This is a genomic window from Amycolatopsis sp. NPDC004368 (genome assembly GCF_053602515.1).
Genome location: NZ_JBSGDT010000036.1, coordinates 1 through 25,107, shown reverse-complemented (window position 1 = coordinate 25,107; position 25,107 = coordinate 1). Strand labels below are relative to the sequence as shown.

The 25,107-nt window shown below is 71.2% G+C and carries 30 protein-coding genes and 2 riboswitches; of the genes, 17 read left to right on the top strand and 13 right to left on the bottom strand.

Going from position 1 to position 25,107, the window contains the following annotated elements:
- Positions 1-12: 12 nt before the first annotated feature.
- From ACWEOE_RS34410 to mrf, 7 genes are all read right to left on the bottom strand, one after another.
- Positions 13-756, bottom strand: a complete 744-nt coding sequence (locus ACWEOE_RS34410; RefSeq protein ID WP_452016646.1) for a dienelactone hydrolase family protein — start codon at positions 754-756, stop codon at positions 13-15.
- Entirely contained in the window at positions 753-2,387 is a 1,635-nt protein-coding gene (locus ACWEOE_RS34405) for an MFS transporter (protein WP_452016707.1), read from the bottom strand. The genes ACWEOE_RS34410 and ACWEOE_RS34405 overlap by 4 nt, the downstream gene beginning before the upstream one ends.
- A gap of 68 nt (positions 2,388-2,455) precedes the next feature.
- Positions 2,456-2,899, bottom strand: a complete 444-nt coding sequence (locus tag ACWEOE_RS34400) for a MarR family winged helix-turn-helix transcriptional regulator (protein WP_452016644.1) — start codon at positions 2,897-2,899, stop codon at positions 2,456-2,458.
- 143 nt (positions 2,900-3,042) lie between these two features.
- Positions 3,043-4,137, bottom strand: coding sequence for a GTP-binding protein (locus ACWEOE_RS34395; RefSeq protein WP_452016642.1), 1,095 nt, complete (start codon positions 4,135-4,137; stop codon positions 3,043-3,045).
- Positions 4,134-4,292, bottom strand: coding sequence for a 50S ribosomal protein L32 (gene rpmF, locus ACWEOE_RS34390; RefSeq protein ID WP_326835965.1), 159 nt, complete (start codon positions 4,290-4,292; stop codon positions 4,134-4,136). The genes ACWEOE_RS34395 and rpmF overlap by 4 nt, the downstream gene beginning before the upstream one ends.
- Positions 4,292-4,555: a type B 50S ribosomal protein L31 gene (locus ACWEOE_RS34385; RefSeq protein ID WP_452016639.1), complete on the bottom strand. Its 264-nt coding sequence runs from the start codon at positions 4,553-4,555 to the stop codon at positions 4,292-4,294. Before ACWEOE_RS34385 ends, rpmF begins: the two co-directional genes overlap by 1 nt.
- Positions 4,552-5,811, bottom strand: a complete 1,260-nt coding sequence (mrf, locus tag ACWEOE_RS34380; RefSeq protein ID WP_452016637.1) for a ribosome hibernation factor-recruiting GTPase MRF — start codon at positions 5,809-5,811, stop codon at positions 4,552-4,554. The genes ACWEOE_RS34385 and mrf overlap by 4 nt, the downstream gene beginning before the upstream one ends.
- A gap of 76 nt (positions 5,812-5,887) precedes the next feature.
- On the opposite strand from mrf, the gene rpmB reads away from it, so the two are divergent.
- The 5 genes from rpmB (at position 5,888) to cobA (ending at position 8,142) form a co-directional block, all read left to right on the top strand.
- Positions 5,888-6,124, top strand: a complete 237-nt coding sequence (gene rpmB, locus ACWEOE_RS34375) for a 50S ribosomal protein L28 (protein WP_452016635.1) — start codon at positions 5,888-5,890, stop codon at positions 6,122-6,124.
- Positions 6,125-6,292 (top strand): 50S ribosomal protein L33, encoded by a 168-nt coding sequence (gene rpmG, locus ACWEOE_RS34370; protein ID WP_003091682.1) that lies wholly within the window; start codon positions 6,125-6,127, stop codon positions 6,290-6,292.
- On the top strand, positions 6,292-6,597 hold the full coding sequence (rpsN, locus tag ACWEOE_RS34365) for a 30S ribosomal protein S14 (RefSeq protein WP_452016633.1): 306 nt from the start codon (positions 6,292-6,294) through the stop codon (positions 6,595-6,597). Before rpmG ends, rpsN begins: the two co-directional genes overlap by 1 nt.
- A gap of 5 nt (positions 6,598-6,602) precedes the next feature.
- Entirely contained in the window at positions 6,603-6,839 is a 237-nt protein-coding gene (gene rpsR, locus ACWEOE_RS34360) for a 30S ribosomal protein S18 (RefSeq protein WP_452016631.1), read from the top strand.
- Positions 6,840-6,924: 85 nt separating this feature from the next.
- Entirely contained in the window at positions 6,925-8,142 is a 1,218-nt protein-coding gene (gene cobA / locus ACWEOE_RS34355; protein WP_452016629.1) for a uroporphyrinogen-III C-methyltransferase, read from the top strand.
- Between the two features lie 4 nt (positions 8,143-8,146).
- On the opposite strand, the gene ACWEOE_RS34350 is transcribed toward cobA, so the two are convergent.
- A complete protein-coding gene (locus ACWEOE_RS34350) occupies positions 8,147-9,022 on the bottom strand; it encodes an alpha/beta fold hydrolase (RefSeq protein WP_452016627.1) in 876 nt (291 codons plus the stop codon).
- Positions 9,023-9,125: 103 nt separating this feature from the next.
- Here ACWEOE_RS34350 and ACWEOE_RS34345 point away from each other — a divergent pair, with 103 nt between their 5' ends.
- Together ACWEOE_RS34345 and ACWEOE_RS34340 are read left to right on the top strand one after the other, a co-directional pair.
- Complete coding sequence (locus ACWEOE_RS34345; RefSeq protein ID WP_452016625.1) at positions 9,126-9,968, top strand: crotonase/enoyl-CoA hydratase family protein; 843 nt, start codon at positions 9,126-9,128, stop codon at positions 9,966-9,968.
- Between the two features lie 34 nt (positions 9,969-10,002).
- Positions 10,003-11,715, top strand: coding sequence for an AMP-binding protein (locus ACWEOE_RS34340; protein ID WP_452016623.1), 1,713 nt, complete (start codon positions 10,003-10,005; stop codon positions 11,713-11,715).
- Between the two features lie 31 nt (positions 11,716-11,746).
- Here ACWEOE_RS34340 and ACWEOE_RS34335 read toward each other — a convergent pair whose 3' ends face one another.
- A complete protein-coding gene (locus tag ACWEOE_RS34335) occupies positions 11,747-12,259 on the bottom strand; it encodes a hypothetical protein (protein ID WP_452016621.1) in 513 nt (170 codons plus the stop codon).
- A 324-nt stretch (positions 12,260-12,583) separates the two neighbouring features.
- On the opposite strand from ACWEOE_RS34335, the gene ACWEOE_RS34330 reads away from it, so the two are divergent.
- The 6 genes from ACWEOE_RS34330 (at position 12,584) to ACWEOE_RS34305 (ending at position 16,030) form a co-directional block, all read left to right on the top strand.
- The gene (locus tag ACWEOE_RS34330; RefSeq protein WP_452016619.1) at positions 12,584-12,847 is read left to right on the top strand and encodes a hypothetical protein; all 264 of its coding nucleotides are present in this window, start codon (positions 12,584-12,586) and stop codon (positions 12,845-12,847) included.
- Between the two features lie 111 nt (positions 12,848-12,958).
- The gene (locus ACWEOE_RS34325; RefSeq protein ID WP_360601683.1) at positions 12,959-13,552 is read left to right on the top strand and encodes a CDP-alcohol phosphatidyltransferase family protein; all 594 of its coding nucleotides are present in this window, start codon (positions 12,959-12,961) and stop codon (positions 13,550-13,552) included.
- Between the two features lie 46 nt (positions 13,553-13,598).
- Complete coding sequence (gene gcvH / locus ACWEOE_RS34320) at positions 13,599-13,982, top strand: glycine cleavage system protein GcvH (RefSeq protein WP_452016617.1); 384 nt, start codon at positions 13,599-13,601, stop codon at positions 13,980-13,982.
- A 133-nt stretch (positions 13,983-14,115) separates the two neighbouring features.
- Positions 14,116-14,583 (top strand): glycogen accumulation regulator GarA, encoded by a 468-nt coding sequence (garA, locus tag ACWEOE_RS34315; protein WP_033287853.1) that lies wholly within the window; start codon positions 14,116-14,118, stop codon positions 14,581-14,583.
- On the top strand, positions 14,580-15,338 hold the full coding sequence (gene ftsR, locus ACWEOE_RS34310; RefSeq protein WP_452016614.1) for a transcriptional regulator FtsR: 759 nt from the start codon (positions 14,580-14,582) through the stop codon (positions 15,336-15,338). The genes garA and ftsR overlap by 4 nt, the downstream gene beginning before the upstream one ends.
- 218 nt (positions 15,339-15,556) lie before the next feature.
- Complete coding sequence (locus ACWEOE_RS34305; RefSeq protein ID WP_009078856.1) at positions 15,557-16,030, top strand: bifunctional nuclease family protein; 474 nt, start codon at positions 15,557-15,559, stop codon at positions 16,028-16,030.
- Between the two features lie 75 nt (positions 16,031-16,105).
- Here the strand turns inward: ACWEOE_RS34305 and ACWEOE_RS34300 are convergent, their stop codons facing one another.
- On the bottom strand, positions 16,106-16,741 hold the full coding sequence (locus ACWEOE_RS34300) for a TetR/AcrR family transcriptional regulator (RefSeq protein WP_452016612.1): 636 nt from the start codon (positions 16,739-16,741) through the stop codon (positions 16,106-16,108).
- 257 nt (positions 16,742-16,998) lie between these two features.
- On the opposite strand from ACWEOE_RS34300, the gene ACWEOE_RS34295 reads away from it, so the two are divergent.
- On the top strand, positions 16,999-17,580 hold the full coding sequence (locus ACWEOE_RS34295) for a MerR family transcriptional regulator (RefSeq protein WP_452016610.1): 582 nt from the start codon (positions 16,999-17,001) through the stop codon (positions 17,578-17,580).
- Positions 17,581-17,621: 41 nt separating this feature from the next.
- A riboswitch (glycine riboswitch) is annotated at positions 17,622-17,722 on the top strand.
- Positions 17,723-17,842: riboswitch (glycine riboswitch) on the top strand.
- 206 nt (positions 17,843-18,048) lie between these two features.
- Here the strand turns inward: ACWEOE_RS34295 and ACWEOE_RS34290 are convergent.
- A complete protein-coding gene (locus ACWEOE_RS34290) occupies positions 18,049-18,411 on the bottom strand; it encodes a nuclear transport factor 2 family protein (RefSeq protein WP_452016608.1) in 363 nt (120 codons plus the stop codon).
- A 180-nt stretch (positions 18,412-18,591) separates the two neighbouring features.
- On the opposite strand from ACWEOE_RS34290, the gene ACWEOE_RS34285 reads away from it, so the two are divergent.
- Both ACWEOE_RS34285 and ACWEOE_RS34280 read left to right on the top strand, forming a co-directional pair.
- Positions 18,592-19,395 (top strand): helix-turn-helix domain-containing protein, encoded by an 804-nt coding sequence (locus ACWEOE_RS34285; protein ID WP_452016606.1) that lies wholly within the window; start codon positions 18,592-18,594, stop codon positions 19,393-19,395.
- Between the two features lie 92 nt (positions 19,396-19,487).
- Positions 19,488-20,312 carry an aldo/keto reductase gene (locus ACWEOE_RS34280; RefSeq protein ID WP_452016604.1) on the top strand — a complete coding sequence of 275 codons (825 nt, stop codon included), beginning with the start codon at positions 19,488-19,490 and terminating at the stop codon, positions 20,310-20,312.
- Between the two features lie 88 nt (positions 20,313-20,400).
- On the opposite strand, the gene ACWEOE_RS34275 is transcribed toward ACWEOE_RS34280, so the two are convergent.
- Entirely contained in the window at positions 20,401-21,102 is a 702-nt protein-coding gene (locus ACWEOE_RS34275) for a hypothetical protein (protein ID WP_452016602.1), read from the bottom strand.
- Between the two features lie 277 nt (positions 21,103-21,379).
- Entirely contained in the window at positions 21,380-23,818 is a 2,439-nt protein-coding gene (locus ACWEOE_RS34270) for a DUF7617 domain-containing protein (RefSeq protein ID WP_452016600.1), read from the bottom strand.
- Between the two features lie 421 nt (positions 23,819-24,239).
- Here ACWEOE_RS34270 and ACWEOE_RS34265 point away from each other — a divergent pair, with 421 nt between their 5' ends.
- Complete coding sequence (locus tag ACWEOE_RS34265) at positions 24,240-25,082, top strand: 3-methyladenine DNA glycosylase (RefSeq protein WP_452016598.1); 843 nt, start codon at positions 24,240-24,242, stop codon at positions 25,080-25,082.
- The last annotated feature ends 25 nt before the right edge of the window (positions 25,083-25,107 follow it).

Sequence of the window (25,107 nt, the reverse complement as noted above, 5' to 3'; positions counted from 1 at the left end):
TTCCGAAGGAATTCAGGCCGCGAGGTGCCGACGGTAGAAGTCGAGGATCTTGGCCCAGCCGTCCACCGCGGCCTCCGGCCGATAGCTGGGCCGGTCGACCGCGAAGAACGCGTGCCCCGCACCCTCGTACGTGTGGAACTCGTGCTCCTTCCCCAACCGGTCGAGCTCCGCACCGAGCTTCGCGGTCTCCTCGGGGCCGGGGTACTGGTCGTCGGCGCCGAAGAGGCCCAGCAGCGGGGCCGAGAGCTGCGGCGCGAGGCCCAGCAACGGCTTCATGGACGCCGGCATGCCCGCGGGCGGCTCGTTGACCACGAACGCGCCGTAGCAGTCCACCGCGGCGTCGACCTGCGTCGAGCACGCGACGAGAAACGTCTGGCGCCCGCCGGAGCAGTGGCCGATCACGCCGATGCGGCCGTTCGCGTTGTCCAGCGCCTTGAGGTACGCCGCCGCGCCCTCCACGTCACCGACCAGGCGCTCGTCGGGCACGCCGCCGTTGGCGCGGACGGTCGCGGCGGCGTCGTCGGGGCTCGCGCCCGGTGCTTCGCGCGAGTAGAGGTTCGGGCACAGCGCCGCGAAGCCCTCGGCGGCGAAGCGGCGCACCATCTCCTTGGTCGCCGGGTCGTAGCCGGGCATGTGGTGGATCACCACGACGCCGCCGCGGGGCGCGGGGTCGAGGGGGCGCGCCAGGTAGGCCTCGATCTCGTCACCGCCGTGGCCGGTGATCGTGACGGTGCCGGCGGTGAGCGTGTCGTTCATCCGTTCTCCTTGTGCGGGGTGCTGCGTTGCTGGTCGGGGTGGAAGTAGCGCTTGCCGCGCGACACCGAGGCGAGGCCGGCGACGAGCGCCATCACGGCGGCCGCCGTGAAGACGGTGACGAGTCCGTTGTGGAACGGCCCCGAGATGAGCTGCGGGAAGAACTCCTTGCCGGTGAGCGCGGCCGAGTCGCTCGGCGGAAGTCCGGAAAGGACACCCGGGCCGAGCAGGTGCGCCACGGGGTTGCTGCCGAGGAACGCGGCGAACAGCGTGCTCACGGGCGGCAGTTGCGCCACCCCGGCCGCGACGGCCGCGGGCACGCCGTGGGCCTGCAGCCCGCCGGTCAGCGTCGTGGGCAGGGAGCCGGCGAGACCCGCGATCATGAGGGAGAAGAACACGCCGATCGACAGGGCGGTGCCGGAGTTCTGGAACGTCGAGCGCATGCCGGACGCGACCCCGCGCTGGTGGTCGGGCACGCTGCTCATGATCGCCGAGGTGTTGGGCGCCGAGAACATGCCCTGCCCGAGCCCGCTGAGCACCAGCAGCGCTGCGAACACGGGGTAGGAGAAGTCCACGGGCAGCGCCATCAGGCCGAGGAACGCCGCCGCGACGAGCACGAGCCCGCCGGTCGAGAACAGCCGCGCGCCGAAGCGGTCGGACAGGTACCCCGACACCGGGCCCGCGATGAGGAACCCGACGGTGAGCGGCAGCAGGTAGATCCCGGCCCACAGCGGCGTCTTCTCGTAGTCGTAGCCGTGCAGGGGCAGCCAGATGCCCTGCAGCCAGATGATCAGCATGAACTGCATCCCGCCGCGCGCGATCGCCGTGAGCAGCGCGGCGAGGTTGCCCGCGGAGAACGCCCGGATCCGGAACAGCGAGAGCTTGAACATCGGGTCCTTCACGCGCGATTCGATCACGCCGAACACCACGAGCAGCAGTACTCCGGCGCCGATGCCGCCGAGCACCCACGGGTTGCCCCAGCCGGTCGCCGCGTCGCCGTAGGGCTGGATGCCGTAGGTGATCGCGGCGAGCAGCACGCCGGTGCCCAGCGCGAAGGTGATGTTGCCGCCCCAGTCGACGTTCGCCCGCCGGGGCTTGCCGATCTCGCGCAGGCTGCGGATCGACCACACCGTGCCGAGGATGCCGAACGGCACGCTCACCCAGAACACCGCGCGCCAGTCGATCTCGGCGAGCAGACCACCCGCGACGAGGCCGAGGAACTGCCCGGCGAGCGCGGTGATCTGGTTGATGCCCAGTGCCATGCCGCGTTGTTCGCGCGGGAACGCGTCGGTGAGGATCGCGGCCGAGTTGGCCGTGAGCATCGACCCGCCGACGGCTTGGACGATCCGCCAGCCGATCAGCCACAGCGCGCCGTGGGCGCCGTGGAAGGGGTCGAACGACAGCGCGACGGAGGCGACGCTGAAGATCACGAACCCGACGTTGTACATCTTCACGCGGCCGAACATGTCGCCGAGCCGCCCGAGCGTGACCACGAGGACCGCCGACACCAGCAGGTAGCCCAGGATCATCCAGAGCAGGTAACCGATGTTGGCCGGGGCGAGCGGGTCGAGCCCGATGCCGCGGAAGATCGCGGGCAGCGAGATGATCACGATCGATCCGTCGAGGGTCGACATGAGCACGCCGAGGGTGGTGTTGGACAGCGCGACCCACTTGTAGCGGTCGCCGCGGGTGGTGGCCGTGGTCACAGTTCGTCCGCCAGGCGTTCGAGCAGCGGGATCACCTCGAGGAGTCTGCGGCGCTCCTCGGCACTGAAGCCGCCGGCCAGAGCCTGGGCGACGCGCTGGGTGCTGAGGGAGCGCCGGTCGGTCAGGAGCTTGCGGCCGGTCGCGGTCACGGACATCAGGACCCGCCGTCCGTCGGCGGCGTCGGGGCTGCGGCTCACGAGGCCGCGCTCGACGAGCCCGGCCAGGGTCGCACCCATGGCCTGCGGCTTCACGCGTTCCTGCTCGGCGAGGTACCCGGGCGACGAGGGTCCGTCGCGGTCCAGCCGCGACAGCACGGAGCTTTCCGAGAGCGTGGCCTCACCGGCCACGTAACCCTGGCGCATCCGCCGCACCAGCCGCCCGAGCGCGACCCTCAGGTCGGCGGCGGCCTCCACGAGATCCTTGCTGATCCGATCCGGCACATTCGTCAACGTAGACTGATAAACCTGCGTTGATCAACCTTCGCGAAACACCCCTAACCGCAAGGAAATGCGCAGTTCGGACGCGGTGCAACACGCGAAAGCCGCGCGACCCCGAGCCGGGGACCGCGCGGCTTCGTCCGTCCTCAGTGGACGTGGACCGGTGCCCACTCCGGGAAGGGATCCGCGGTCACCGGCGCGTCGGTCAGGCACGCCTCGAGTGCGGCCAGCAGCGGGTCGCCGGCGAGCTCGACGCCGATGAACACCAGTTCCTGCTGTGGCGCGCCGGCCACGCCCTGCGGTTCGAACCGCGCAACCGCGCCTGCCTGGGACCACAGGCCCAGCGTGCCCGGCCGCGACGCGAGGGTGAAGAACCCCTTGGAGCGCAACACCGTGCCGAACTCGCCCGAATCCAGGCGGGTCGTGACGAAGTCCCACAACGCGGCCGGGTCGAACGCCCGCGTGGCGCGGAACACGACGCTGGAGATGCCGTACTCCTCGGTTTCGGGCACGTGGTCGCCGTTGAGCTCCGCGACCCAGCCGGGCGCCTGCTGCGCGCGCAGCGGATCGTGGCGGCCGGTGCCGAACACGCGCCCGAGCGGCACCCGCCCGAACTCCGCCGGCACCACGTCGGCGCCCGGGTTGAGCCGGCGCAGCGCCGCCACCAGCCGGTCGCGTTCGGCCGGGGAGACGCGGTCGGTTTTGTTCAGCAGCAGCACGTCCGCGAACTCGATCTGGTCCACGAGCAGGTCGCTGACCGTGCGCTCGTCGCCCTCGTACTGGTCGAGCCGGCGCTCGGCGAGCGAGTCGCCGCCCGCCAGCTCGCGCCCGAAGTTCAGGGCGTCGACCACCGTCACCATCGTGTCGAGCCGGGCGTCCGCGAGCACCGGCGTGCCATCGTGGCCCGGGAACGAGAAGGTCGCGGCGACCGGCATGGGCTCGGAGATCCCGCTCGACTCGATGAGCACGTGGTCGAACCGGCCTTCCGAGCACAGCCGCGCGACCTCGTCGAGCAGGTCCTCGCGCAGGGTGCAGCAGATGCACCCGTTCGTCAGCTCGACGAGGCGTTCCTCGGTGCGCGACACGCTGTCGCGCACGAGCGCCGCGTCGATGTTGACCTCACTCACGTCGTTCACGATCACCGCCACCCGCAAGCCTTCGCGGTGGGCGAGGATGTGGTTGAGCAGCGTGGTCTTGCCCGCGCCGAGGAACCCCGACAGCACGGTGACGGGCACGCTCACCGTTCGAGCCGCTGGAAGTGCTTGATCAGCCGGCGCGGCACCAGCTTGCGCTCGCCGTCGACCGTGATCGGGACCAGGTCGGGCACGGCGGCCTTCCACTGCGAACGGCGTGCGCGGGTGTTGCTGCGGGACTTCTTCCGCTTCGGCACGGCCATCAGCGCGCACCGCCCCTCTCGCGACGGCCGTAGCGGCGGTGGAACTTCTCGACCTGGCCCGCGGAGTCCACGATCCGCTGGTTGCCGGTCCAGAACGGGTGCGACCACGAGCTGATGTCCACCACCACGAGCGGGTAGGTGTGGCCGTCGCTCCACTCGACCGTCCGCTCGGACGTCGCGGTGGAGCGGGTGAGGAACGCGTCGCCGGTCGACGAGTCGCGGAACACCACGGGGTGGTAGTCGGGGTGGATGCCGGGCTTCACTGGGGTTCTTCCTTCCGGTTGGCGGCGTTCACGTGCCGCTCTGTTTCTTCCGAGGCGTCTTCGGTCGCTTCGCACGGGTCTTCGTGCCACTCGCCGAACGGGTCGGGGTAGCTGCGCCAGGCAGCTTCTCCTTCGGCCAGCTCGGCGTCGGTGAGCAGGGCGCCGAGCAGCGCCTGCTCGATCTCCCTCGGGTCCATCAGATCCGTGACCACCACCAGCTCCTGCGCACGGTCGCCGTACTCGGGGTGCCAGCGCAGCGATGCGAGGGTGCGACGTTCGGGGGAGACCTCGGCCCAGTCGGGACCGTCGGCCGAGGCGAGCCACGGTCCGGCGTGGCCGATCGCGAGCCCACCACCCGCCGACTCGAGCCAGAACGCGATGTCGGGCTGGCTCGCGACCCAGGCGCGGCCGCGGGTGCGGATCACGCCGCCCAGCAACGTGTCGATCGCCTCGTGCAGCCGCTCCGGGTGGAACGGGCGCTGCGCGGTGAACGTGAGCACCTCGATGCCGCAGTCGGCGTGCAGGGGCGGCTGGCCACGCAGCAGCGCGCCGTGCAGGTCGATCACCTCGCCGCGGCGCGCGTTCGCAGGAATGGCGCCGTAGAGCAGACCGGCGTCCAGGCCCTTCAGCACGACGCGCGGAACCGACGGTGCGACGCGGTCGAGTGCCGCCGCCGTTTTCGCGGCGCACCAAGCGTCGGGCAGGCCGCCGGTGAGCACGAGCACGTCGGCGAACTCCACCTGGGCGAGGACGACCTGCGCGACGGACCGGTCGTCCTCGGGGCTGCCGAGCAGCCCGCGCTCCAGCAGCAGCTCGTCGCCGGACGCGTCGGCCAGCCAGGTGGCGCGGTCGACGGTCGTGAACACGGCTTCGAGCTCGACGTCGTCGCTCACCGGCCGGTCGCCGACCAGCACGTGGGCGATGGCCCAGCTCACCGGCTCCGGCTCCATGGCCTCGTCGAGGCGCACGACGATCCGGTTCACCTCCGGCAGGCGCGCGAGCCGGCGCAGCAGCGGCAGGAGGTCTTCGCGCAGCGTGCAGTTCACGCAGCCGTGCGCGAGCTCCAGGGCGGTGAGTTGGTCGCGGGAGCCGAGGCGGATCCGCCGGCGGACCACGCCGCCGGCGATCTGGCGCAGGTCGTGGTGGACCACGGCGACGCCGGGGCCGGCGCGGCGCAGCAGTTCGGCGAGCTCGTCGTTGCCTTCGGCGGCGAGCCCGCCGACGAGCACGAGCGGGACACGCGGGTGTGGGGTCACTGAAGCTCCAGTCGACGAGGGGGGTACGGTGGCAGCGTAATTGAAAACGAATATCACTATCAACTCGGGAGGGTCCGTGTCAGCCGTGTGCCAGGTCACCGGCCGCAAGCCGGGCTACGGCAAGCAGGTCTCGCACTCGCACCGCCGCACGTCGAGGCGCTGGGAGCCGAACCTGCAGACCCGCCGCTACCACGTGCCGAGCCTCGGCCGGACCGTGCGGCTCAAGGTGTCGGCGAAGGGCATGAAGACGATCGACAAGCGCGGGATCGACGCGGTCGTCGCGGAACTGGCCGCGAAGGGGGTGAAGCTCTAGATGGCGAAGAGCACCGACGTCCGGCCGATCATCAAGCTGCGGTCCACGGCGGGCACCGGCTACACGTACGTGACGAAGAAGAACCGGCGCAACGACCCGGACCGGATGGTCCTGCGCAAGTACGACCCCGTGGCGCGCAAGCACGTCGAGTTCAAGGAAGAGCGCTGATGGCCAAGAAGTCGAAGATCGCGAAGAACGGGCAGCGCAAGGTGATCGCCGCCCGCTACGTCGAAAGGCGCCGGGCGCTCAAGGCCGTGATCGCCTCGCCGCGCTCGTCGTCGCAGGAGAAGGCCGACGCCGTCGTGGCGCTTCAGCGCATGCCGCGCGACGCGAGCGCCACGCGCATCCGCAACCGCGACACCGCCGACGGCCGTCCCCGCGGCTACCTGCGCAAGTTCGGCCTGTCCCGCGTGCGTATGCGGCAGCTGGCGCACAACGGCGAGCTGCCCGGCGTCTCGAAGTCGAGCTGGTGAGGCCCGTGCGCAAAGGCGAACGCGTGCCCCGCAAGCGGGCGAACCCGTTGCACGCCCGGGGGATCACCACCGTCGACTGGAAGGACGCCGACCTGCTGCGGATCTTCATCTCGGACCGCGGCAAGATCCGCGCCCGCCGGGTCACCGGCCTGACGCCGAAGCAGCAGAAGCAGGTGGCGGGGGCCATCAAGAACGCGCGGGAGATGGCGTTGCTGCCCTATCCCTCCTCCGCGCGGTCCTGAGCGCCCGGTGTCCCGGGTGTCAGGTGCCCGGGACACCGCCGCCCTGCTGCGGCGCGGCGCGGGCGTGCCAGGCAGACTTCCCGGCATGGACGACCCGCATTACCTCTCCGGACTCCAGCTCGCCGGCCGTCGCGTCGTGATGGTCGGGGGCGGCTCGGTCGCCCAGCGCCGCCTCCCGCGGCTCATCCGCGCGGGCGCGCGGGTGGAGCTGGTCTCGCCGCACACCACGCCCTCGGTGAGCGCGATGGCCGACGCGGGCGAGCTCGTCTGGCACGAGCGCCCGTACGTCGAGGGTGACCTCGTCGACGCCTGGTACGCCCTCGCCTGCACCGACGACCCCGCGGTCAACGCGGCCGTGTGCGCCGAGGCCGAGCGGGAGCGCGTGTTCTGCGTGCGGGCCGACGAGGGGGAGTCCGGCAGCGCCGTGACCCCGGCTTCGGGCCGCCACGGCGGGCTGCTGTTCGGTGTCCTGTCCGGCGGTGAGCCGCTGCGGTCCGCCGCGGTGCGCGACAGCATCCTCGACGCCCTGCACGCCGGGACCGTCGCCGACGGCCGCATGGCACGGGACCCGGGTGTGGACCTGCCCGGCGTGGCCCTGGTCGGCGGTGGGCCGGGTGACCCGGACCTGATCACCGTGCGTGGTCGCCGGCTGCTCTCGCGCGCCGACGTGGTGGTCGTCGACCGGCTCGCGCCGCGCGAGCTGCTCGACGAGCTCGCGCCGGAGGTCGAGGTCGTCGACGCGGCGAAGATCCCGTACGGCCGGGCCGCGAGTCAGGACGTGATCAACAGCACGCTGATCGAGAAGGCCAAGGAGGGCAAGTTCGTCGTCCGGCTCAAGGGCGGCGACCCCTACCTGTTCGGCCGCGGGTTCGAGGAGGTGCTGGCCTGCGCCGAAGCGGGCGTGCCGGTGACCATGGTCCCGGGCATCACGAGCGCCTTCGCGGTGCCGGCTGTCGCCGACGTGCCGGTGACCCACCGCGGGGTCGCCCACGAGGTCGTGGTCGTGTCGGGCCACGTCGCCCCCGGCGACCCGCGCTCGCTGGTCGACTGGTCGCTGCTGGCCGGGCTGCGCGGCACGATCGTGCTGATGATGGGCGTCGAACGCCTGCGGCAGTTCGCGTCGGCGCTGCTCGAGGGCGGCCGTCCCGCCGACACGCCCGTCGCGATCGTCGAGGACGGCACCATGCGCACGCAGCGCACGCTGCGGTCCACCCTCGGCACGGTGGCCGGAGAAGCCGCGGCCGCGGGCGTGCGGCCCCCGGCGGTGATCGTCTTCGGTCCGGTGGCCGGCCTGGCGAAGTGACGGCTCAGGTCTCGTAACAGCGCTCGGCGAAGTCCTTGATCGCCGAGGTGAGGCGCTTCGGGTCGGACCGCAGCTCGACCGGGCTGCGGGCCTGCACGAACTGGGCGTGCGGCATGTCCTCGGCCAGCGTGTCGGCGTCGCCGAAGGGGTGGATCGGGTCGCCTTCGTGTCCGATCACCAGCGCGGGCGTGGTGATGGCGCGGCGCACCGACTTCGGCGGCGCGATCCGGCCGAACAGCACCCCGTGCAGCAGCGCGGCCATCGGCTCCGGCCGCTGGGTCAGCGTGTCGGTCACGACGTCGACCCACTGGCTGCCGTGGGGCACCAGGTTGGCCGCCAGCGCGACCCCGCGCACGGTCACGGGCAGGAACCGGGCGGCGAACAGCAGCGGGGCGAAGGTGAGCAGCCCGGCGACGATCGCGTTGTCCAGTACCGGCATCTCGACCACCAGCCCCCGGGCGCGCGCCGGCTGCGCCACCGCGACCTCCAGCGCCACGTTCGCGCCGAGGGAGGTCCCGCCGAGCACCGCGTCGGGCAGCCCGAGGTGGTCCAGCAGCGCCACGGCCTGCTCGCCGAACGCCGGCATCGAGTAGCGCCACGACTCCGTGGGCCGGTCGGACTCGCCGTGGCCGAGCAGGTCGAGGGTGATCACGCGGAAGCCCGAGCGCGCGAGCTTGCGGGCCAGCGGGGCGTGCATGCGGCGGGTGAACATGATGCCGTGCATCAGCACCACGACGCGGTCGCCGGAGCCGTACTCGGTGTAGGCCAGGCGCTGGCCGTCGCAGGTGAACGAACCGGACAGCTCGATCGGGCGCGTGCGGCGCACCGTCGGCGGTTCGGGGGTCGTGTCGTCGACGGCGGGAGCGGGGGCCGGGGCCATGCGCCACCTTCCTCTCGTGGTCGAGGGCCGCTTCGATCTCTCCAGGAAAGCATCCCGGGGCCGAATTGGCACAGCGTCAACCGGATGAGCCAAGATGACGGTCATGACCGCACCTGCCGACGCCCTGACCGATCTCGTCTCGCTGAAGGTGGACCTCGACGGCCACGTCGCCGAAGTCACCCTGCTCGGACCGGCGAAGGGCAACGCCATGGGCCCCGACTTCTGGCGGGAGCTGCCGCTGGTCTTCGGCGCGCTCGACGCCGACCCGCGCGTGCGCGCGATCGTGCTCACCGGCAGCGGCGCGCACTTCTCCTACGGCCTCGACCTGCCCGCCATGATGGGCGGCTGGGCGCCGATGCTCGCCGGCGACGCGCTGGCCGGCCCGCGCACCGACTTCCACCGCGAGGTCCGCCGGCTGCAGGAGGCCGTGAGCTCGATCGCCGAGTGCCGCAAGCCCGTGATCGCCGCCGTGTCCGGCTGGTGCATCGGCGGCGGGGTCGACGTGATCAGCGCCGCCGACGTGCGCCTCGCGAGCGCCGACGCGAAGTTCAGCGTGCGCGAGGTGAAAGTCGCGATCGTGGCCGACCTCGGCAGCCTGCAGCGGCTCGCGACGATCGTCGGCGAGGGCCACGCGCGCGAGCTCGCCCTCACCGGCAAGGACATCGACGCCGCCCGCGCCGAGAAGATCGGCCTGGTCAACGACGTCCACGCCGACCAGGACGCGCTGCTGGCCGCGGCGCGTGAGCTCGCCGCCGGCATCGCCGCGAACCCGCCGCTGGTCGTGCAGGGCACCAAGCAGGTGCTCGCCGCCAACACCGAGCGCCAGGTCGCCGAGGGCCTGCGCTACGTCGCGGCGTGGAACTCCGCGTTCCTGCCGAGCAAGGACCTCGGCGAGGCCGTGCAGGCGTTCATGGAGCGCCGCGCGCCGGAGTTCAAGGGCGAGTAGAACAAGCACTTACGCGAGCACGAGGGAGTACGACGTGAGCAATGGCGCTTCGCCGAACGGGGTCTACGAGGTCTTTCGCGAGGCGCGGGACTACCTGCAGGCCCACCGTGAGGACTACGACACCGCCGTCCGCGAGTTCTCCTGGCCGCAGCCCGCCGAGTTCAACTGGGCGCTCGACTGGTTCGACGTGATCGCCCGCGACCCGGCGAACGCGCAGCGGTACGCGCTCTGGATCGTCGAGGAGGACGGCACCGAGAACCGCTGGACCTACCCGGAGATGGCCGACCGCTCCGACCGCGTCGCGAACTGGCTGCGCCGGCTCGGCGTGGCGCGCGGCGACCGGCTGATCCTGATGCTGGGCAACCAGGGTGAGCTGTGGGAGACGATCCTCGCCGCGATCAAGCTCGGCGCCGTGATCATCCCGGCCTCGACCCTGCTCGGCCCGGCCGACCTCGTCGACCGCGTGGAGCGCGGCAAGGCCAAGCACGTGGTGGTGCGCTCGGCCGACGCGCCGAAGTTCGCCGACGTGGCCGGCGACTACACGCGCATCGCCGTCGGCGAACCGGTGGAGGGCTGGCACGCCTACGCCACCGCGTACGCCGAACCAGCCGGGTTCACCCCCGAGGGCGTGACCGCGGCGGCCGACCCGCTGCTGCTCTACTTCACCTCGGGTACCACGGCGAAGCCGAAGCTCGTGCAGCACACGCAGGTGTCCTACCCGATCGGGCATCTGTCCACAATGTACTGGATCGGCCTCGAACCCGGCGACGTGCACCTGAACATCTCCTCGCCCGGCTGGGCGAAACACGCGTGGAGCAACGTGTTCGCGCCCTGGAACGCCGAGGCCACGGTGTTCCTGTACAACTACTCGCGCTTCGACGCCGCCGCGCTGATGGCGCAGATGGACCGGTGCGGTGTCACGAGCTTCTGCGCGCCGCCCACCGTGTGGCGCATGCTCATCCAGGCCGACCTGACGGCCCTGAAAACCCCGCCGCGCAAGGTCGTCGGCGCGGGCGAGCCGCTCAACCCCGAGGTGATCGACCAGGTCGAGAAGGCCTGGGGTGTCACGATCCGCGACGGGTTCGGGCAGACCGAAAGCAGCGTGCAGATCGCCAACACCCCGGGCCAGCCCGTGGTCCCGGGCTCGATGGGCCGTCCGCTGCCGGGCTTCGTGGTGGCGCTGGTCGACCCGGTGACGGGCGAGCGCGCGACCGAGGGCGAGATCTGCCTCGACCTCGCGCACCGCCCGGTCGGCCTGATGGTGGGCTACGCGGACGACGACGAGCGCACCTCGGAAGCGTTCCGGGACGGCTACTACCACACGGGCGACGTCGGTTCGATTGACGAACGCGGCTATCTCACCTACGTCGGGCGCACCGACGACGTGTTCAAGGCGTCGGACTACCGCATCTCGCCGTTCGAGCTGGAAAGCGTGCTGCTGGAGCACGAAGCCGTGGCGGAGGCCGCCGTGGTGCCGGCGCCGGACCCGATCCGCCTCGCAGTGCCGAAGGCCTACGTCGTGCTCGCCGCGGGGCACGAGCCCACCGCGGACACCGCGCGGGGGATCCTGGCCTACGCGCGCGAGCACCTCGCGCCGTACAAGCGGATCCGGCGGCTGGAGTTCGCCGACCTGCCGAAGACGATCTCCGGCAAGATCCGCCGCGTCGAGCTCCGCGGGCGCGAGCACGAGGAAACCCGGCCCGAGGGCGAGTACCGCGAGGACGACTTCCCGGACCTCAAGGGCTGAGCGGCTTGCGGGGCGTGCGCCGTCGTCCGGTTCACTCGGACGGGACGACGGCCGCGAACACCGTCCGCTCGCCCTTGCTGCACGTGGTGCCGCCCTGCGCCGCCGGCGGTCCGGACGTGCACAGCCAGCCCGACACCGTGTCGTTGACGGCGTCGTTGGACCCCGAACCCTGCCGGCCGGCGATCTTCGCGTGGAAGTCGCGCACCAGCTTCATCGCCTCGGCGCACGGCACGCCGCCGGCCTGGCTGTCGAACACGTACAGCGTGAGGCCGCTGGCGGCCGTCACCGTGCCGCAGGAGCCCGGAACGGCGGCGGTGGTGCTCGCGGGCCGGGCGGACGTGCTCGGCCCTTCGTGGGTCGACTCAGCCGGTGGGGGAGGCGGGGGAGTCGCCGTGCGCGGCGCCGTGCCCGGCGGCGCCGTGGTGGCGGACGGTGGCGGCGGTACCGCCGCCCGGGTTTCGGGTTCGCCCGAACAGGCGGCGAGGGCCGGCAGCACGAGCCAGGCCGCGAGCAGTGGCCGCCACGTGGGCTTCGACGGGGGCACCGGAGTCCTTTCGCCAGGGGTCCTTCCCGGCATTCTGACGCCCCGGCAGCGCCGTGACCCGCACCGACACCCGGCGCGGCGTGCGGAGGTTACCGGAACCGGGGCGTCCGCCTCTCGCGGCTCCCGCGAAAATGAGTCTATTGTGGACGGTTAACATCGCGTTCACGCAGTGAGACACCGGGAACTGCTCGCTCACCGATCGGACGAATCTGCGGCGCGGTCGTTAACGTCTCGCGCCTACGGGCCGAAATAGGTGAGGAGCGCCCGGCGCGTTCCCGTCCCCGATCACCCGCCGACCCCGAGAGACAAAGAGCACCGCACAGCATGACCACCGAAACGGCCACCGAGCCCGGCATCCCGTCAGCGTCCGACCTGAAGGACCTGACCGACCTGACCGACCCGACCGCGCGGCCCACCGCCCCGCCCACAGCGCCCTGCAGCGTCGTGTGGTGCTGTGGCCGCCCGTACGTCCTCGAAGGCCGGGCCGGCCGCGCCCGCTGGGTCGGCAACGACGACCGCGGCCGCCCCGAACGCCTGAGCAACGCCGAGCTCCAGCGCCGCGGCTGGAGCCACCGCCGCGCCCGCTGAGCGCGGCCCGTTCCCACCTCGAGCCCCGCGGTCGGGTCGTGCGTCACGAACCCGCGACCCGACCGCGTGACCACCGGTGTCCGTGCCGGTCCACCCCTCTAGGCTGAGCGCGTGACCACGGTCCCCGAGCCCAAGACGGAGCCTTCCCTGCTGCGGCAGGCGTTCAACGTCCCCAACCTCCTGTCGCTGCTGCGGCTCGCGGGCGTGCCCGTGTTCCTCTGGCTGCTGCTCGGCCCGAAGGAGGACGGCTGGGCGCTCGCGCTGCTCGTCTTCTCGGCGCTGACCGACTGGCTGGACGGCAAGCTCGCCCGCTGGCTCGACCAGATGTCGCGCCTCGGGCAGCTGCTCGACCCCGCCGCCGACCGGCTCTACATCCTCGCGACGCTCGTTGCGTTCCTCATCCGCGACATCATCCCGTGGTGGGTCGTCGTGCCGCTCGTGCTGCGCGAGGCGGTGCTCGCGGTCTGCGTGCTCGTGTTGCGCCGCGGCGGGTTCGCACCGCCCGAGGTGACCTACATCGGCAAGGGCGCGACGTTCGTGCTGATGTACGCCTTCCCGTTCCTGCTGCTCACCCAGGGCGGCTCGACCGTCGCCGTGGTGGCCCGGCCCATCGCCTACGCCTTCATGGTCTGGGGCGGGGTGCTCTACGTCTGGTCCGGCGCGCTCTACGTCGTGCAGGCAGTGCGAGCGCTCCGCAGCCGGTGATGGAAGACTGCCCGCGAAGAAGTCGGTTCGAGGAAGGGGAGGGGCGTTGACCACTCCAGAAGAGCTGCGTTACACCGAGGAACACGAGTGGGTGGCCACGCGTGAGGGTGCTTTGGTCCGCGTGGGCATCACGGAGTACGCCCAGGATCAGCTCGGCGACGTGGTGTTCGTCGACCTGCCCGAGGTCGGCAAGCACGTCGACGCGGGCGACGCCTTCGGCGAAGTGGAATCCACCAAGAGCGTCTCGGAGCTGTTCGCGCCGGTCGACGGCGAGATCGTCGCCGTGAACTCCGCGGTCGCCGATTCGCCCGAGCTGATCAACTCGGACCCGTACGGCGAGGGCTGGCTCGTGGAGATCCGCCTCGACGACCCCGCGGGGCTCGACGCCCTGCTCGAAGCCGAGGCGTACCAGGCGCTCATCACCGGCTGAGGCGGGTTCGGCCTGGCCCGGGGGTTCCGCCCGCCGAAGGGGGAGCCCCGGGGTCCCGAACCGATCAGGCACGGTACGTTGAGCGCTACACGTTCTTGGTCATAGGCAACATTGTGTGTAGAGGAGAGCTCAGGTGAGCACGAACGACGGGCCCGGCGTTCCCCCGGAGCAGTCTCCGGAGCGGACCTCTGTCTTCCGGGCCGACTTCCTGGCCGACGTCGAAGGCCAGGAGTCCGCGCCGGCCGCCGAGGCACCGGTCCAGGGCGTCGACGCCCTGCCCCCGGGTTCCGCACTCCTGGTCGTGAAGCGGGGCCCCAACGCGGGGTCGCGCTTCCTGCTGGACCGCGACACCACGAGCGCGGGCCGGCACCCCGACAGCGACATCTTCCTCGACGACGTCACGGTCTCCCGTCGCCACGCCGAGTTCCGGCGTGAGGGCGGTGAGTTCGTCGTCATCGACGTCGGCTCGCTGAACGGCACCTACGTCAACCGCGAGCCGGTCGACCAGGCCGTGCTGGCCGGTGGCGACGAGGTGCAGATCGGGAAGTTCCGCCTGGTCTTCCTGACGGGCCCGGGGCACGGGGGCCAGGGGGCGCAGTGACGGCGGCCGGGCAGGCCGGTCGTTCGGAGGCCCGGCGCGACGGGTTGAGCATCGGGGCGGTCCTGGCGCAGCTGCGCGGCGACTTCCCCGATGTCACCATCTCCAAGATCCGGTTCCTCGAGGCGGAAGGCCTGGTCCGGCCAGGCCGCACGCCGTCGGGGTACCGGCAGTTCGCTCCGGCGGACGTGGAGCGGCTTCGCTTCGTGCTGTCCGCGCAGCGGGATCACTACCTCCCGCTCAAGGTCATCAAGGAACAGCTGGACGCGGCGGACTCCGGAGCGGAGCCCGCCGCGGCCGCGCCGCGGCTGCCGCGGAAGCTGGTGTCGCTCGACCCGGCCGACACCGGCGGGCTGCCCGAGCCGGCCGACTTCGAGACCGGTCCCGAGATCCGGCTGACGCAGGAAGAATTGCTGGCGCAAGCCGGCATCCCCGCCGCGACGCTCGTCGAGCTGCAGCAGTACGGGCTCGTGAAACCGGGCGCGGCCGGGTTTTTCGGGCCCGACGCCGTGCTGATCGCGCGCACGGTGAAGGCGATGACCGAATTCGGTATCGAGCCGAGACATCTGCGTGCCTTCCGCGCCGCGGCCGACCGCGAAGTCGGCTTGCTGGAACAGATCGTGACCCCGGTGTATCGCCACCGTGACGAGGACGCGAAAGCGAGGGCGGACGAAGTGGTCCGCGAGCTCGCCGCGCTGTCCGTGACACTCCACACGCTCCTCGTGAAGGCGGGGATCCGGGGAGTCACCGGGGGCTGAACCGGACGTAACGGGACGAACACCGGTGTTCGTCACATGTCAATGCCTGAATGTTCGCCTCCGCATGCCGTACCGTGAGAGACGGTTTGCGGTGCAGCGAACCGAGAATGTCCGCCACTAGCGAGCACAGCGCCCGGATGACGGGTAGCGTCGAACCCAACGGCGCGAGTACGTCGCAAGCGCTGCAGCCCGTGTGCACGAGAGGGAGGCGAAACCCGATGAGCGAGATGCGCGTCGTCGGTGTGCGGGTGGAGCTGCCCGCCAATCAGCCGATCTTGTTGCTGCGGGAAACCGAGGGCGAGCGCTACCTGCCGATCTGGATCGGATCGGTCGAGGCCACCGCCATCGCCTTGGAGCAGCAGGGAGTACGACCCGCCCGGCCCCTGACCCACGACCTCCTCAAAGAGGTCATCGGGGCGCTCGGCCGCGAGCTGGAGCAGGTCGTGATCACGGACCTGAAGGAAGGCACCTTCTTCGCCGAGCTCGTGTTCGACGGCGACATCCGGGTGTCCGCGCGGCCCAGCGACTCGGTCGCTCTGGCGCTGCGGATCGGGGTCCCCATCCACGCCGTCGACGCGGTGCTGGAAGAGGCCGGCCTGATCATCCCGGACGAGCAGGAGGACGAGGTCGAGAAGTTCCGCGAGTTCCTCGACTCCGTGTCCCCGGAAGACTTCCGCGGCGCCGACACCTGAGCCGCCGGCGGGAACGCGGACCCCGAGCCCCGTTCCCGCCGTATTTTCCGGTGGAAAGTCCCGCTTCCCGGTGTTTCACCGCGTCGGCGCGGTCGCGCGTTCGAAGAGGTCCGCGATCTCCCGCCCGTACCGGTCGAGGTCGATCGCCGGATCGGCCGCGTACGTCGCCGCCACGCCGTCGATCGCCTGAGCGATCGACATCGCCATCACCTCCGGCGCGAACTCGCCGAACACCCCCTCGTCCTGACCCTGCTTGAGCTGGCGCTGCACCCCGCCCACCCTCAGCTCGTTCACGAGCACCGACGTCATCGCCCAGCCGTCCGCGTCGTCGGCGTTCGCCGAGAGCTCCGCGAGCACGCGGACGCATTCCGGGTAGTCGCGCAGGAAGGCCACCGACGTCTCGATGTGGGCCCGCAGGTTGCCCGGCCGGTCGCCGGGGTCGAGGTCCTTGCTGCGCTCCTGCAGGAACATCGCCTTGGTCTCGGACACCGTGCTGAGCACGGCCTGCATGAGCCCGGCCTTGTTCGTGAAGTGGTAGGAGATCATGCGGGTGCTGCTGAGCCCCGCACGTTCCTTGATCTTGGCGAACGTGGTGCGCGCGTAGCCGTGGTCGGCGATCGTGGCGATGGTGGCCCCGATGATCTGCGCGCGGGTCGTCGCTTCCGTGACGCTCAGCCCGAGCTCGGCTTGCGTGTCGAAGTTTACTCGCATGAGTAAGAAATTACTCGGCTGAGTAAAAGGTGTCAAACCCGTACGGCGAACGGACCAAAGCCTCAAGACGCGCTCGAGGTGCGCCGCGCGTCGCGTTGACCGGCTCGCGGTGCGGCCTTACCGTCGAAGGCGGTAAATCGCCACGATGTGATTCTCCGACCGGAGCACGATCGTGACGGTTGTCCCCGGCCGACCCCGCTCCTGGGTTCGTCCGGCTGTCGTTCGCCGGCCGCCAGGTCGGGCGAGGGGAGGCTTGCGTGGTCGAGGCTGGTAGTCCGGAGAGGCCGCCCGTTCGTGCCGCCGATGGCGAGCAGGGCGAGCTGTTCCCCGACGCCTCCCTTCCGGACGAGCTCGTCGGCTACCGCGGCCCCGCCGCGTGCCAGATCGCGGGGATCACGTACCGCCAGCTCGACTACTGGGCCCGGACGAAGCTGGTCGCGCCGAGCATCCGCACCGCGCACGGCTCGGGCTCGCAGCGGCTGTACTCGTTCAAGGACATCCTCGTCCTGAAAGTCGTGAAGCGCCTGCTCGACACCGGCGTCTCACTGCAGAACATCCGGGTCGCGGTCGACCACCTGCGCGTGCGCGGCGTGCGCGACCTCGCGAAGGTCACTCTCTTCTCCGATGGCACCACGGTGTACGAGTGCACCTCGCCGGAGGAGATCGTGGATCTGCTCCAGGGTGGCCAGGGCGTGTTCGGCATCGCCGTCAGCGGCGCGATGCAGGAGATCAGCGGCACGATCCACGAGTTCCCGGCCGAACGCGCCGACGGCGGCGTGATCGAATCGGTCGTGCCGGACGAACTCACCCAGCGCCGTAACTCCCGCCGCACCGGGTGATCACCGCCCGCGAGGGCGGGGTAAACTGATGTCGCGGTCGACGAACCCGCGCGGGAGAGACCGAGCCGGCATCCACGAGCTCGGCGCCGAAGGAGCAAGTCCTCCCCGGAACCTCTCAGGCACCCTGGACCGCGCGGACGAGACGCCTCTGGAAAGTGGGCCCGCTGGAGACCGCCAGCCGGTTCCGCCGACGGTGCAAACCCGGGTATCCACGCGGGTGAAACTCTCAGGCGCCCCACGGGGTACGGACAGAGTGGGGAGGACCACGGACCCGGCGTTCACCGGGTCCGGGCCGACTGGTTCAGACCTTCCGCCGTGTCGGGGCCGGCCTCTCGATTTTCCTTCGCGTGGCACTGATGTCCTGGCGGAACTGGTTCGGACCTCTTCCGGCTGCCGCCCCGGACGGTCCATTGTGGAGCACGGTGGACCCGCTCGCGAGCAGGTCCACCACGCTTGTGCCCCACGACCTCAGCCCGGGATCTTGTCCAGGAACCCGTGCACCTTGCTGATGCGCCCGTCGGCCAGCTCCACGACGTCGAAACCGATGGCGAGGGGCTCCTCGGCGCCCGGAGCGGCCAGGTGCCAGTGGAAGCGCGCCAGGTCGTGGTGCGCGTCGGGCGCCGAGGGCAGCGTGAAGGTCAAGCCCGCGAACTGGGCCTGGGCGACGCCGATGAACTCGTCGATGCCGTCGTGACCGGTGGCCGAGCCCAGCGGGTCGGTCATGGCCGCGTCGGCGGTGAAGACGTCGGCGACGAGGGCGCGCCGGCGGCCGGCGTCGGTCTCGTTCCAGATCGCGATGTACTGCTCGACAGTGCTGGTCACGTCGGACACGGGAAACTCCCTTTGCTTGGCGGACAACGGGTTCGCCGTCCTGCTGCGATCCAGACTGCTGCGCGGGCCCACGGTCCGTCGATTACGCCGGAGGTAATGGCGGCACCCCCGCTGAAGCCCGGCCGGCGATTACCCGTGAGGTAATGGCCGAGGCGAGCCCGGACCCGTAGCGTCGGACGGGTGACGACTTCGGTGAAGGCCCCGGCGCGCCGCGCGGTCGGCGAGCTCCTGCGGGAGTGGCGCGACCGCCGCCGCATCAGCCAGCTCGACCTCGCGATCGCCGCGGACATCTCCACGCGGCACCTGAGCTTCGTCGAGACCGGCCGCTCGAAGCCGAGCCGGGAGATGGTGCTGCGCCTCGGCGAGCACCTCGACGTCCCGCTGCGCGAACGCAACCGCCTGCTGCTCGCCGCCGGGTACGCCCCCGCGTACGGCGAGTCCGAGCTCGGCGCCCCCGAGCTCACGGCCGTGCGCGAGGCCGTGCGCCAGCTGCTCACCGGCCACGACCCGTACCCGGCGGCCGTGGTCGACCGCGGCTGGAACCTGGTCGACGCCAACACGAGCCTCGGCCTGCTGGTCGAAGGCGTGGCACCGGAGCTGCTCGCACCGCCCGCGAACGTCCTGCGTGCCACCCTGCACCCCGACGGCATGGCGCCGCGGGTGCTCAACCTGGGGGAGTGGCGGGCCCACCTGCTCGGCCGGCTGCGCCGCCAGGTCGAGCAGACGGCCGACCCCGCGCTCGCCGAGCTGCTGGCCGAGCTGCGCGCATACCCGTGCGACCAGCCGGTGCCCGAGGTCGAGGTGCCCGGGCCGGGCGACATCTTCGTGCCGCTGCGCTACCTCCACCGCGGCACGGAGCTCACCTTCTTCAGCACGGTCGCGACCTTCGGCACGCCGCTCGACGTCACGGTCGCCGAGCTGGTGATCGAGTCGTTCTACCCGGCGAACCCGGAAACGGCGGAGTACCTGCGGGCCGCTGCCTGACCCGATCGACGGCGGGGCGGCGGGCCGCGGCGGCCCGGGAGTGGAAGGATCGAAGTGCACACCCCAGGACACCGCAGTGAGGATCCGCCTTCATGGCCAACCCGCCCCTGCTCACCCTGAACAACTCCGTCACGATCCCGCAGCTCGGCTTCGGCGTGTACCAGGTCCGTGCCGCGCAGGCCGAGAAGGTGATCGGCACGGCGATCGAGGCGGGCTACCGCAGCATCGACACCGCCGCGATGTACGGCAACGAGGCGGAGGTCGGTGCCGCGATCCGCGCGTCCGGCCTGCCGCGCGACGAGTTCTTCGTGACCACCAAGCTGTGGAACGACCAGCACGGCTACGACAACGCGCTGCGCGCCTTCGACCGCAGCGCCGCCGAGCTCGGGCTGGAACAGGTCGACCTGTTCCTCATCCACTGGCCGCAGCCGCGCCGCGACCGGTTCGTGGAGACGTGGCGCGCTCTGGAGCGGCTGTACGCCGACGGCCGCGTGCGGGCCATCGGCGTGTCGAACTTCGGCATCACACACCTGCGCCGGCTGCTCGACGAGACCGACGTGGTCCCGGCCGTGAACCAGGTCGAGCTGCACCCGTGGCTGCAGCAGCTGCCGCTGCGCACCTTCCACGCGGAGCACGGCATCGCCACCGAGGCCTGGAGCCCCCTCTCGCGCGGCCGGCTGCTGGGCGACCGCGTGATCACCTCGCTGGCGGCCAAGTACGGCAAGTCGCCCGCCCAGCTCGTGCTGCGCTGGCACCTGCAGATGGGCACGATCGCCATCCCGAAGTCGGCGAACCCCTCGCGGATCCGCGAGAACTTCGCGGTGTTCGACTTCGAGCTGGCCGACGACGACCTCGTGGCGCTGGCCGAGCTGGACAACGGCACCCGCACGGGCGCCGACCCCGAGACCTTCGGGTGAGCAACGGCGAACGGCCGGTCCCGGAAGTTCCGGGACCGGCCGTTCGGCTGGGTTCAAGCGGGTTCGCGCGGTGCGGTTCAGCCGGGCGTCAAGCCGCCCGGATGCCGGCAGCCGCGAAGTCGGCCACCTGCGCGGGCTCCTTGAGGTATGCGCGGAAGCTCTGCGTGGCGCGCTGGTGCTCCTCGTCGGTCGAGGCTCCGCCGATAGTGGCGGGCGCGAGGCCCACGAACGGGTAGTCGGCGGGCGGGCCCGAGCCGATCGGCATGGCGGGCGAGCCGATCCGGTCCGGCTTGGCGTTCGTCAGCTGGGTGACCCAGTAGGACGACTCGGGGATCCAGCCGTCGGGCAGGCCGCCGATCGTGTCGAGGTCGGTCTTGCCGATCAGTGCGTCGAGCACCTCCGACGACGACTTGGTCGTGACGCTGACCTGGAAGCAGGCCCCGTGGACCGGGGTGAGGTCGGCGTCCCAGCGCTTCGCGGCGGCCTCGACCGGCTTCGCGACCTGCGGGGTGACCACGAGCCGGATGGTCGTGCGATTGCCGCCACAGCTGGCGGCCTGGGCCTCGGCGCGGTTGTTGAGCACGCTGTCGGCCCAGTTCCAGCCGAAGACGCCGAGGGCGACCAGCACCACGAGTCCGGCACAGGCGATGGGCCACTTGGCGATCCTGCGGCGCGGTGCCTTGGCCGCGACTATCCGGTGGGAGCCCGTCGTCTCGCTGCGGCCTTGCTGGCGCTTCGGCGGATCGAGAGGGTGCGGCACCGGCTCTTCGGCCAGTGTGTGTCGCCCCATCGTTGTCCTTTCGAGACGTGCGCACACGCGCAGCTATGCAATCAAACCGTTATCACTCTAACAGGTTAGCGACCCTGGGTGAATATTGTGACTCTGAGTTGCACAGTCAGTACATAATTCACAGGATGCCGCCGTGCAGGTGACGCCGGTGCGTGAATCGGTCGAGCCCGCGGCGGGTACGGGTCGCGGCCCGCGACGAGGTAGTGAAAATACCCCGTCGCGGGCCGGACTTGATCAGCGGCTCACCGAACGCGCCGCATCGGAGGGACGAACGGCCTCACAGGATGCACAAAAGGGAGCACGCCTTCGCCGAGGACCACGCCGAATGCGACGGCGGGGTACCGGCCGGCGCGTTGGCCGGGGTGTAGCTCACCTTCGCCTGGTTGGTGATCGGGAACAGGTTCAGCAGGGCGTGGGTTGCGCAGTACACCTGCTTCGTCTCGCCGGGTTGCAGGGTGAACGCGGCCGCCGCCTGGCACGAAGGCTCGACGCTGTCGACCACGTGCGTGCCGCTGATGCCCACCGGACCGTGGTCGGTCACCGTGATGCGCCAGTACGCGGTGGCGTCGAGCAGTCCGAGGATCCCCACCGGCGCTTGTTTCGCCCACGGTCCGGAACCGCCCGGTCCGCACTTCGCCGCACTGGCCGAGGTGCAGATCTCCTTTTCCACGGTCACCACGGGCGTGCAGGCGGTGCCCGGCGCGACGGGGACGTTCACCGTGTTCGAGGTGAAGGTGCCGGTCGGGTCCGTGCCGGTCGCGGTGTTCGCCACGCCGCTCACCGTGCAGTCCGTCGAGATCGTCGTGCGGAAGCACAACTGGGGCGCGTCGCCGGTGAAGTCGACGACGAGCTGAGGCTGGGCGCCCCCGGCGAAGTCGGCCGCACTCTTCAGCACGAGCGTGGTGGTCACCGTGAGCGAGGTGTGGGCGGTGGCCGACACCCCGCTCAAGTCGACCGAACCGTCCGGGGCGAAGCCCGGGGTGGTCACGACCGCACCGGCCTGGTCGACGACCGTGACCCGTGAAGCGGCCAGATCGACGTTCGCCGGCGTGATGCCGCTCAGCCGTGCGATTCCGTAACCCTGCACGTGGCCGCTGCCGCCGTCGCAGTAGAACCCGCCGGGCTTGAGCGTGACCTGGGCGCCGGAACGCAGGCACGGCGACGCGCCGGTGGCCGGGTCCATCGAGAACAGCACTCCGGCGTCACCGAGACCGATCAGGCAGCCGGTGGGCGGGTCGAAGGTGTAGCCGTAGTCCCGGGTGGCACCCACTCCCGGGTGCGTGATCGGCACCGGCAGCCCGGCGCACGCCGACGCGGTGGTCCAGTCGTGGCACAGCGTCACGCCGTTCGGGTACTGGCCGCCCCACAACGGGAGGTAGCTGCGTTGGTGGCCGGCGACGTCGGTGACCACCTCGGGGTTGAACGCGAGCACACCGTTCGGCACGGCCGCCATCGTGGCCGGCGCGGTCAGGGGCACGCCGGCCAGCGTGAAGCACGTGGTGGTATCCGGGGTGCCGGAGGTCGTCGAGCACACCCCGGCCGCGGTGCCGTCCGGGGCGAACGCGGTGTAGGCGTTGTAGGTGTAGTTGCCGGCCGGTCCGGTCGGGTGCGGGTTCGTCCAGCCCGCGCACGCGGTGTTCGTGGCCGGGTCGAAGCAGCCCAGCGCCGGCTGTCCCAGGTTGGGGTAGGACGAGGACGCGAAGACCTTGCCGGCCACGACGTCGACAGCTCCGTAGACGAGGTCCCCCGTGCTGCCCGGGAAGTCGCCGCTCGGGCGCACGATCGGCGCATACGGCTGGCCGGCGCACGCGGCGTGCGTGGCGAGCGACCAGCAGACGACCGCGCCGGTGGTGGCGACGCCGTAGAGGTTGCCGCCGGTCTCGACCAGCCCGGAGAGGCTGTTCACGGCCGAGGGCGATCCGCCGGTGGCCAGCAGTTGCCAGTAACCGCAGTTCGCCGCGGCGGCGAGGTCGAGGCAGCCCACGCCGATCGACGACGCGGTAACGGCTGGGTAGTAGACCTTCGAGCTCATGGCGGGGTCGCGCACGTACTGCGGGGTGAGGGTGGAGGCGATGTCACCGGTGTCGCCGCTGCCGAGCGGGCCCGGTGTGGTGTTCAGCGGCTTGGGCCACGGCCCGCCGGGGCAGCGCTGGCCCGTGGAGAGATCGCTGCAGACCAGCTTGCGGTTGGGGGCGGCGAGGTGGTGGAAGATGTTCCACGCCTGCAGGGTGCCGTCCGGGGTGCGCTGCAGGATCGGGGTGTACCCGTCGCCGCCGGTCGCGGTGGCGACCGCCTGCACGGGCGGCGTGAGCGCTCCCGACAGCGAAGTGGCGTCGGGTCCGGAACGCGGGTTGTCCGCCCGGACGGCGGCCGTTCCGGACGCGGGTTCGGCCGGGGTGAAGGTGCTTCCGTCGGCGGACCACGACGGCGTCCAGCCGGGGGGCACGTGCAGCGAGCCGGGTACGTAGGTCTGCCCGGCGCCGACGGCGTCGGTGATGGTGGCGGCGCCGGTGGTGGTGGCCTGGTCGTCGTAGGAGACGACCCAGGTCGGGGTGTCGCCGTGATCAGCGGGCGAACCCACGCCCCGCACGGATTTCGTGAGGGTCGAGCCCGGTGTGGTGGGTGCCGGATCGGCCGAGGCGACCGCGGGGAACGCGGCGGCCACCAGCAGCAGGGACAACGCCGGTACCCCGAAACCGCGCACACGTCTTCGCATGAATGGTCCTCGATTCGTTCGGGAAAGATTTCCAGGAATCGTCTTTCCTGGCCGAAGGAAAAGACTAGGCGGCGGTGGTCCTGGTCTGAACCGCGATCACCCGTGCGCCGGAAAACGAGACGCGAACAGCGCAGGATCCGGGGAAAACGTTTCCCTCGCAGGCAGTTCGGCGCCTCGCGTTCACTCGAAAGCGGTGGCCGTGTCCCTCATCCGGCCCTCTGTCGCGCGTTTTCGCGGTGGCGTGGCCGCATTACTCCACGTCGGATCAACCGCTTCGACCGAATGCCGAATGCGCGGCCCCGGTTCGCCGATTCCCGTTGCTCGGAATCGGCGCTACGGTGCCGTTCTTCGCCGGAATCGCCGCTTTCGTACCCTTCGGCCACCCGGCGGTGCCGCCGGATGCCCGTCGTATCCTGGCGGGGTGCCCCCACCGAAGACGCAGAGCGAGGTCGTGCTCGACGAACCGGTCTGGCGCGCCCGCGTGGCGGCACACGAACAGCGGGTCGACGAGTTGCTGGCCGAGCACCGGCAGCGCCGCCGCGCCGGCGTGAAACACCCCGTGCACGACTTCCTCTTCACCTACTACTCGTTCCGGCCGAACCAGCTGCGCCGCTGGTCGCCGGGCTACGGCGTCGTGCTCACCGGGGGAGGTGACCCGATCCCGCGGGCCGACGTCGAGGCGCGCCGCGACCGCATCGCCGGCATCCGCGCCCTGCTGGTCGCCACCGCCGCGCGCGAGCCCCACTTCGGCTGCTTCGGTTTGCACGAGTGGGCGATGGTCTACGGGCTCTCCGAGGACCAGGTCCGCCACACGAGCCACCCGCTGCGTCTCGGCCCGGCCGGCACCGACGGTGTGGTCGACTCCCACCGCATCGCCTGTTCGCACTTCGACGCATACCGCTTCTTCACACCCGCGGCGCGTCCGCTCAACTCGCTGAACCCGGCCGCGGACGACCGGCCGTCGTTCGAACAGCCGGCCTGCCTGCACGCCGGGATGGACCTCTACAAACACGCCTTCCGGTTGGCGCCGCTGATCCCGTCGGAGCTGGTCGCCGACTGCCTCGAGCTCGCGCGCGACATCCGGGTGCTCGACATGCGCGCCTCGCCGTACGACCTCACCGCCCTCGGGTACGAGCCGGTGCCGATCGAGACGGTGCACGGCAAGCAGGTGTACGCCGCCGCGCAGCGCGCCTTCGCCGAGCGGGGCGCGCCACTGCGGCAACGCCTGATCGAGGAGTGCGAACGGCTGCTGGCGGCGTGCTGACGTGCGCCGGCCCGCGGTGGGCCGG

What these genes read in the sequence shown, in the direction of transcription:
- rpmF (WP_326835965.1), bottom strand. Translation starts at nt 4,292, where the DNA reads ATGGCCGTGCCGAAGCGGAAGAAGTCCCGCAGCAACACCCGCGCACGC.
- ACWEOE_RS34330 (WP_452016619.1), top strand. Translation starts at nt 12,584, where the DNA reads ATGACCACCGAAACGGCCACCGAGCCCGGCATCCCGTCAGCGTCCGAC.
- ACWEOE_RS34350 (WP_452016627.1), bottom strand. Translation starts at nt 9,022, where the DNA reads ATGGCCCCGGCCCCCGCTCCCGCCGTCGACGACACGACCCCCGAACCG.
- rpsN (WP_452016633.1), top strand. Translation starts at nt 6,292, where the DNA reads ATGGCCAAGAAGTCGAAGATCGCGAAGAACGGGCAGCGCAAGGTGATC.
- ACWEOE_RS34300 (WP_452016612.1), bottom strand. Translation starts at nt 16,741, where the DNA reads ATGCGAGTAAACTTCGACACGCAAGCCGAGCTCGGGCTGAGCGTCACG.
- rpmG (WP_003091682.1), top strand. Translation starts at nt 6,125, where the DNA reads ATGGCGAAGAGCACCGACGTCCGGCCGATCATCAAGCTGCGGTCCACG.
- ACWEOE_RS34345 (WP_452016625.1), top strand. Translation starts at nt 9,126, where the DNA reads ATGACCGCACCTGCCGACGCCCTGACCGATCTCGTCTCGCTGAAGGTG.
- ACWEOE_RS34270 (WP_452016600.1), bottom strand. Translation starts at nt 23,818, where the DNA reads ATGCGAAGACGTGTGCGCGGTTTCGGGGTACCGGCGTTGTCCCTGCTG.
- ACWEOE_RS34305 (WP_009078856.1), top strand. Translation starts at nt 15,557, where the DNA reads ATGAGCGAGATGCGCGTCGTCGGTGTGCGGGTGGAGCTGCCCGCCAAT.
- ACWEOE_RS34410 (WP_452016646.1), bottom strand. Translation starts at nt 756, where the DNA reads ATGAACGACACGCTCACCGCCGGCACCGTCACGATCACCGGCCACGGC.
- ACWEOE_RS34275 (WP_452016602.1), bottom strand. Translation starts at nt 21,102, where the DNA reads ATGGGGCGACACACACTGGCCGAAGAGCCGGTGCCGCACCCTCTCGAT.
- cobA (WP_452016629.1), top strand. Translation starts at nt 6,925, where the DNA reads ATGGACGACCCGCATTACCTCTCCGGACTCCAGCTCGCCGGCCGTCGC.
- ACWEOE_RS34405 (WP_452016707.1), bottom strand. Translation starts at nt 2,387, where the DNA reads ATGTCGACCCTCGACGGATCGATCGTGATCATCTCGCTGCCCGCGATC.
- ACWEOE_RS34280 (WP_452016604.1), top strand. Translation starts at nt 19,488, where the DNA reads ATGGCCAACCCGCCCCTGCTCACCCTGAACAACTCCGTCACGATCCCG.